The sequence below is a fragment of the Blastococcus sp. TF02-8 genome (assembly GCF_003319175.1).
Taxonomy (GTDB): Bacteria; Actinomycetota; Actinomycetes; order Mycobacteriales; family Geodermatophilaceae; genus Blastococcus.
The window spans coordinates 350,878-357,082 of the sequence record NZ_QOHK01000005.1; the positions used below are offsets into that span (position 1 = coordinate 350,878).

Here is a 6,205-nt window from a genome sequence, read left to right on the forward strand (position 1 = left end):
TCCCCTCACGGACGTGCTGGGATCAGCACGTGCCCGGAACCGAGTTCACCGAGGGATTCCACGAGGAGCGCCACCGCGACGGCTCCCTGCGCGCGCACGGCCCCGTCGTCGACGGTCGGCCGCACGGCTACTGGGAGTGGTTCCGGCTCGACGGCACGATGCTGCGCTCCGGCTACTTCGACGGTGGCCGGCAGACCGGGGAGTGGACCACCTACGACCGCAGCGGCGCGCCGTACAAGGTCACGCAGATGGACTGACGGCGGTCAGTGCAGGGGCAGCGGGGCGGTCTCGCCGTCCTCGCGCGGGCCCAGGATCCAGCGCTCCTCGGGAGCGATCGGCACGTCGTTGATGCTGGCCTCCCGGCGGCGCATCAGCCCGTCGGGGGCGAACTCCCAGTTCTCGTTGCCGTAGGACCGCCAGGTACGGCCCTCGGCGTCCTGCCACTCGTACTGGAACCGGACGGCGATGCGGTCGTCGGTGAAGGCCCACAGCTCCTTGCGCAGGGCGTAGTCGATCTCCCTCTCCCACTTGCGGGTCAGGAAGGCGACGACCTCGTCCCGGCCGGTCAGGAACTCGTCGCGGTTCCGCCACACCGTGTCCTCGGTGTAGGCCAGGGCCACCCGCTGCGGATCGCGGGTGTTCCAGCCGTCCTCGGCGGCCTGCACCTTCTGACGGGCGGTCTCGAGGGTGAACGGCGGGAACGGCGGTCGCGACACGGCACCACTCTGCCCGATGAGTTCCGATCCGGCTGTCCGTCTACCTTCTCGACAACCGCGCACCGCAAGGAGAACCCCCGTGGGAAAGATCGCCGCTGCCCTGTTCACCACCGTCGACGGCTCCGCCGAGCGGCCCGACCAGTGGCACTTCCCGTACTTCGACGACGCCATGGGCAAGGCGGTGGACCGGCACAACTCCCGGTGCGAGGCCTACCTGATGGGCCGGGTGCTGCACGACATGTGGTCGCAGTACTGGCCGGGCAACACCAGCGACGAGTTCGGGGACTTCATCAACCCGATCCGCAAGTACGTGCTGTCGACGACGCTGGAGTCGTCGGACTGGGAGAACACCTCGGTGCTCCGCAGCCTCGACGAGGTGCGCGAGCTGAAGGACGGCACCGAGGGCTGGATCGGCATGTCCGGCAGCCTCTCGACGGTGCGGGCCCTGCTGGAGGCGGACCTGCTGGACGAGCTGGTGCTGCTGGTGGACCCGATCGTCGTCTCCGGTGAGCGGCGCTGGACCGACGAGCTGGGCCGCACGCCGCTGGAGCTGGTCTCGTCGGAGGCGCTGCCGACCGGCGTGCTGCACGTGATCTACCGGCCGGTCCGCGACAGCTGAGAACGCCGTCAGGTGTTCGGCGGGAGGTCACCCGCCGGACACCTGGACGGCCCACGCTGGCGCCATGAGGGGAAGCGTCGTCGTGACCGGTTCCGCGGGCCGTGAGCTCCAGGGCCAGGGATTCGCCATCGGGCGCGGGCGACGTCGCGCATGCGGTGGCCCGGCCGGTCGTGGACGGCCTCGAGGCGTCGGTGTGCGGCGTGCTCGTGGTCGCCCGCGCGGCGGCGGACTGACCGGCGTCGGGTGGCGGCCCGCAGTGCGAGGAGTGCGCCCGCATCGCCGGCTGACGCCGCTCTGGAGCAGCCGTTCCTCCTGGGAGGTCAGATTACACGAGCCCGTCCCGCCGCGCGACCTCGGCCACGGTGTCGAGTGCAACCTCCGCGCCCGGGTACGGGGCCCCGCCCACGCCGCCAGGTCGTAGGACATGGCGGCACCCTGAGCAGACGCCGGCTGACCGATCAGTCCAGCCCGGTCGGAAGTCCACCCGTGCAGAGGGCGAGCACGTCCGTGGCACCCCGCAGCACCTCGACGACGGGCGCGGCCGCCGACGTGAAGAGGTCCGGGTAGTCGATCTCGCCGGCGGCCGGGTCGACGGCGAAGGCCAGCCGTTCCCCGTGGAGGGAGAACTGCGCGGCGACGCCGGGCTTGTTGCCGCGGGCGTCCTGCCGGTGCCAGCGGCCGTCGAGGTGGACGGCCACCAGTCCGTGCAGCACGTGCCCGTCGCCGTCGCGGAGCCGCTGGTAGCAGAGCCCCGTCGGCACACCGCCCGCTCGGAGCACCGCGGCCAGCAGGTGGGACTTGGCGTAGCAGAGGCCGACTCCCTCGCGGAGCACCTCGGAGGAGGTGAGGGTGACCCGCGGGTCCTGGGCGTCGACCGAGTGCGCGACGGCGTCGCGCACCCATTCGAAGGCCGCACGGGCGAACTCCGCGTCATCCGAGTGCTCCTCGCGCAGCCGGGTGGCCAGGGCCACGACGTCGGGGTGCGAGGACTGGACGACGTCGTCGGCCCCGAGGTACTCTGCGGGGTCGGCTGCGGTCAGCTCCGGTGCGGTCACCGGCGGAACGCTAGCGACGACCCGCCGGCGGGGGTACCGGATTCACGGGTCCGCTGGGCGGTCCCGCGATCGGCCAGCGCACCGAGGCCCGTCTCCGGACCCCGCTTCGCTCAGACGTTGAAGCGGAACTCCACGACGTCGCCGTCGGCCATGACGTACTCCTTGCCCTCCATGCGGACCCAGCCCTTGGACTTGGCCTCCGCCATGGAGCCGGCCTCGACGAGCTGGTCGAAGGAGACGATCTCGGCCTTGATGAAGCCGCGCTGGAAGTCGGTGTGGATGACACCGGCGGCCTGCGGGGCGGTCGCGCCGACCGGGATGGTCCAGGCGCGCGCCTCCTTCGGTCCGGCGGTCAGGTAGGTCTGCAGGCCGAGGGTGCGGAAGCCGACCTTCGCCAGCTGGTCCAGGCCCGGCTCGCTCTGCCCGATCGACTCGAGCAGCTCGGCGGCCTCCTCGGCGGGCAGCTCGATGAGCTCGGACTCGGTCTGCGCGTCGAGGAAGATCGCCTCGGCCGGAGCGACCAGAGCGCGCAGCTCGGCGAGCGTCTCGGTGTTGGCCAGCTCGTCGGCGTCGACGTTGAAGACGTAGAGGAACGGCTTGGTGGTGAGCAGGCTCAGCTCGCGCAGCGGCTCGGGGTCGACACCGGCGGAGAACAGGGTCCGCCCCTCGTCCAGGACCTTCTGCGCGTCCTGGGCGGCGGACAGCAGCGCGGCGCGTTCCTTGTCCTTCTTGGCCTCCTTCTCCAGCCGCGGGACCGCCTTCTCCAGCGTCTGCATGTCCGCGAGGACCAGCTCGGTATTGATCGTCTCGATGTCGTCGGACGGGCTGACCTTGCCGTCGACGTGGACGACGTCGGGGTCGCTGAAGACGCGGATGACCTGGCAGATGGCGTCGCTCTCGCGGATGTTGGCGAGGAACTTGTTACCCAGGCCGGCACCCTCGCTGGCCCCGCGCACGATGCCGGCGATGTCGACGAACGACACGGTCGCCGGGATGATCTTCTGCGAGCCGAAGATCTCGGCGAGCTTGTCCAGCCGCGGGTCGGGAACGCCCACCACGCCGACGTTGGGCTCGATGGTGGCGAACGGGTAGTTCGCCGCGAGGACGTCGTTCTTGGTCAGGGCGTTGAACAGCGTCGACTTGCCGACGTTGGGCAGGCCGACGATCCCGATGGTGAGGCTCACGGGAGTCCAGGGTACGGGCCGCCGACCCCGGCTCCGGACGGCGAGGCGGCGCGGTCCCCCACGCGGGCGAGCGGGCCGGTGAGCAGCAGGGACACCGCGAGCGACGCCGTCGCGAGCAGTGCGATCGCGGCGGACGGCGGGATGAGGTCCCCGAGCGTGCCGGCGAGGACGGCGAAGACCCCCTGCGCGGTCATCCGGGCCGAGGACTCCAGCCCCAGCACCTGGCCACGCAGCGCCTCCGGCGTGAGCACGACCAGCCACTCCTGCTGCGCCAGCGACGCGGCGTATCCCGCGGAACCCAGTGCCACTGCGGCCACGGCGAGCGCCTCGCCCGGCTCGACGGCGAACACGAGGAACGGCCCGGCCAGCAGGATGCGCAGGGGCGTGCTGGCGCGGCGTCGTCCCGCTGCGGTCAGGTACCGGCCGGCCACGAGGTCGCCGGTCATCATCCCGACGGCACCCGCGGCCAGCAGGAGGCCCGCCCGGTCGCCCGCGTAGGGGACGAACAACGCCTCGCACCCGACGATCAGCCCGTTCGGCACGCACAGCGCGATCAGCAGCGTGCGCGTGGACCGGGCCGACAGCAGCACGCGGTTGCCCCGCCAGGTCTCGCGCAGACCGGCTCGCGCACTGCGCCGCGGCGGGTGCTCCACCAGCCCGAACCGCAGGACCGGGACGGCGAGTGCGGCGACGCCGGCAGCCAGCGCGAAGACTTCCGGGGTGCTCAGCACGCTGAGCAGCAGGCCACCGGTGGCGAACCCGACGACCTGGCACGCGCCGACGGAGACGTTCATGGCGGACCGTCCGAGGGCGTACCCGTCCGCCGGGAGGATCTCGGCGAGCAGCCCCCAGCGCACGCCCGACCCGACCGCCACCACGTAGGCCGCACCGAGGACGACCAGCAGGCGGGCGGACGGGGGCAGGCCCGGCAGCGTCTGCACGGCCAGGGCGGCCGCGGTGAGGGTTCCGACGACGGTGAGCGTCCGGCGTGGTGGCGCGGTGTCGGCCACGGACATGAGGGTCGTGGCTCCCAGGACCTGCGCCAGCGACGGCCCGAACATCGCGACAGCGCTCAGCAGCGCGGATCCCGTCTGCCGGTGCACGACGGTGGCCAGCGCGAGGCTCGACGTCGTCGAGGCGACGGTGGTCAGGGCACTGCTGGTCCACAGCGCACGGAACTCGCGGCGCGCGAACAACGACCGGTAGGTGGGCACGGGGCGACGGTGCCGCTGCCGGTTCTCCCGCCCCAGAGTTTCGCCTAGGGTCGAAACGTGGGTGAGCTGATCGTCGATGCCGACGTCATGGCGCGCGCCCGTTTCGGCACCTCGCAGCTCACCGAGACACTCGCCGGACTGAAGATGCTGCTCGCCTCCCAGGTCCTCCCCTGGCACCGGCCGTGGCGGGACGCGCACGCCGCCGCACTCGCGCAGCGGCTGGCGGACGACCCGGTCGGGGCCGCCCTGGTCCGGCACGCCTTCGGGGCGACCTGGACGGCCGACTTCCTCACCGTGCCGCCGGCCGCGCCGAACCTCGAGCTGGACGAGGAGCTGCTGTACCTCGAGTCGCTGGAGGACGCCCGCATCCGCGCGGACCTGGAGTTCACCTCCGGCCCGCTCCCCGAGGAGCTGAGCGCGACGGGGCTCGCCGCCGTGGCTGCGGAGCTGCTGCGGTGGACGTGGCGGCACACGATCCGCGACGAGTGGGACCGCCGGTTGCGGGTCCTGCGTGCCGACGTCGTGTCGCGGACCGCCCGGCTGAGCAGCGAGGGCTGGTCCGGTGCGCTGGACGGCCTCGCTCCGGGGGTTCGCTGGCTGTCCAACGGTCGCCTGCAGGTGAACGCGCACCCGTACCCGCCGCGCGACGTGCGCGGCAGCGATCTGCTGTTCATCGCCGCCCACACGCAGGGCAGCTCGGTCAGCTGGCACCTGCCGGACCGCTACGCCCTGGTCTACCCCGTGTCCGGCGTCCTGGCCGGCGGACCGACCCCGCTACCCGACGCCCTGGTGCGCCTCCTGGGCGCCAGCCGTGCGCGGATCCTGGCCCGCCTCGGCTCGCCCCGGAGCACCAGCACGCTCACCGCCGAGACCGGGCTGCCGCTCGGCTCCGTGGGTGGGCACCTGCGGGTACTTCTCGACGCCGGCCTGCTCGAGCGGCGGCGCTCGGGACGCGAGGTCCTCTACTGGCGCAGCCCGGCGGGCGAGGCCGTCGTCGAGGCCGCAGAGGGCTGACGCAACACACGATGATGGAGTCATGCCCGCGTCCGTCGACGCGTCCAGGTGCTCGCCACGATCGACCAGCCTCGGCAGCCGCAGACGGTCGCCCACCTGAACGACGGGGACGTCACCCTGGGGCCGGGTCAGCTGTACGTGGTCCCCCAGGGCACGCCGCACCAGCCGTACTCGCCGGATGGCGCGCAGGTTCTGCTGGTCGAGCCGAGCGAGACCGTGAACACCGGAGATACCCCGAACGAGCTCACCGCGGAGCGCCGGGTCCTCTGACCCCCTGGCTCGTTCAGCCGGCGCGGGTGGTGACCGGTTCGGTGGTGATCCGTGGGAGGACGTGGATCTCGGTGCCGTCGGGCCGGTAGGTGTGCCATCGGCCGCGGGTGTCGCGCTCGATGGAGAACCCGTG

8 protein-coding genes are annotated in these 6,205 nt (G+C 72.4%); 4 read left to right on the forward strand and 4 right to left on the reverse strand.

What is annotated here, in order from left to right:
• The first annotated feature begins 29 nt into the window (after positions 1 to 29).
• Entirely contained in the window at positions 30 to 257 is a 228-nt protein-coding gene (locus DQ237_RS12860) for a toxin-antitoxin system YwqK family antitoxin (protein ID WP_113800508.1), read from the forward strand.
• Positions 258 to 263: 6 nt separating this feature from the next.
• On the opposite strand, the gene DQ237_RS12865 is transcribed toward DQ237_RS12860, so the two are convergent.
• Positions 264 to 716 carry a nuclear transport factor 2 family protein gene (locus tag DQ237_RS12865; protein ID WP_113800509.1) on the reverse strand — a complete coding sequence of 151 codons (453 nt, stop codon included), beginning with the start codon at positions 714 to 716 and terminating at the stop codon, positions 264 to 266.
• A 79-nt stretch (positions 717 to 795) separates the two neighbouring features.
• Between DQ237_RS12865 and DQ237_RS12870 the strand changes: the two genes are divergently transcribed.
• On the forward strand, positions 796 to 1,335 hold the full coding sequence (locus DQ237_RS12870) for a dihydrofolate reductase family protein (RefSeq protein WP_113800510.1): 540 nt from the start codon (positions 796 to 798) through the stop codon (positions 1,333 to 1,335).
• 458 nt (positions 1,336 to 1,793) lie between these two features.
• On the opposite strand, the gene DQ237_RS12875 is transcribed toward DQ237_RS12870, so the two are convergent.
• The 3 genes from DQ237_RS12875 to DQ237_RS12885 all read right to left on the reverse strand — a co-directional run bounded on the left by DQ237_RS12875 (position 1,794) and on the right by DQ237_RS12885 (position 4,788).
• The gene (locus tag DQ237_RS12875) at positions 1,794 to 2,390 is read right to left on the reverse strand and encodes a transglutaminase family protein (RefSeq protein ID WP_205730195.1); all 597 of its coding nucleotides are present in this window, start codon (positions 2,388 to 2,390) and stop codon (positions 1,794 to 1,796) included.
• Between the two features lie 110 nt (positions 2,391 to 2,500).
• Entirely contained in the window at positions 2,501 to 3,574 is a 1,074-nt protein-coding gene (ychF, locus tag DQ237_RS12880; protein WP_113800511.1) for a redox-regulated ATPase YchF, read from the reverse strand.
• Positions 3,571 to 4,788, reverse strand: a complete 1,218-nt coding sequence (locus DQ237_RS12885) for a hypothetical protein (RefSeq protein ID WP_205730196.1) — start codon at positions 4,786 to 4,788, stop codon at positions 3,571 to 3,573. The genes ychF and DQ237_RS12885 overlap by 4 nt, the downstream gene beginning before the upstream one ends.
• 57 nt (positions 4,789 to 4,845) lie before the next feature.
• Between DQ237_RS12885 and DQ237_RS12890 the strand changes: the two genes are divergently transcribed.
• On the forward strand, positions 4,846 to 5,802 hold the full coding sequence (locus DQ237_RS12890) for a helix-turn-helix transcriptional regulator (protein WP_113800512.1): 957 nt from the start codon (positions 4,846 to 4,848) through the stop codon (positions 5,800 to 5,802).
• A 48-nt stretch (positions 5,803 to 5,850) separates the two neighbouring features.
• Positions 5,851 to 6,072 (forward strand): hypothetical protein, encoded by a 222-nt coding sequence (locus DQ237_RS12895; protein WP_113800513.1) that lies wholly within the window; start codon positions 5,851 to 5,853, stop codon positions 6,070 to 6,072.
• The last annotated feature ends 133 nt before the right edge of the window (positions 6,073 to 6,205 follow it).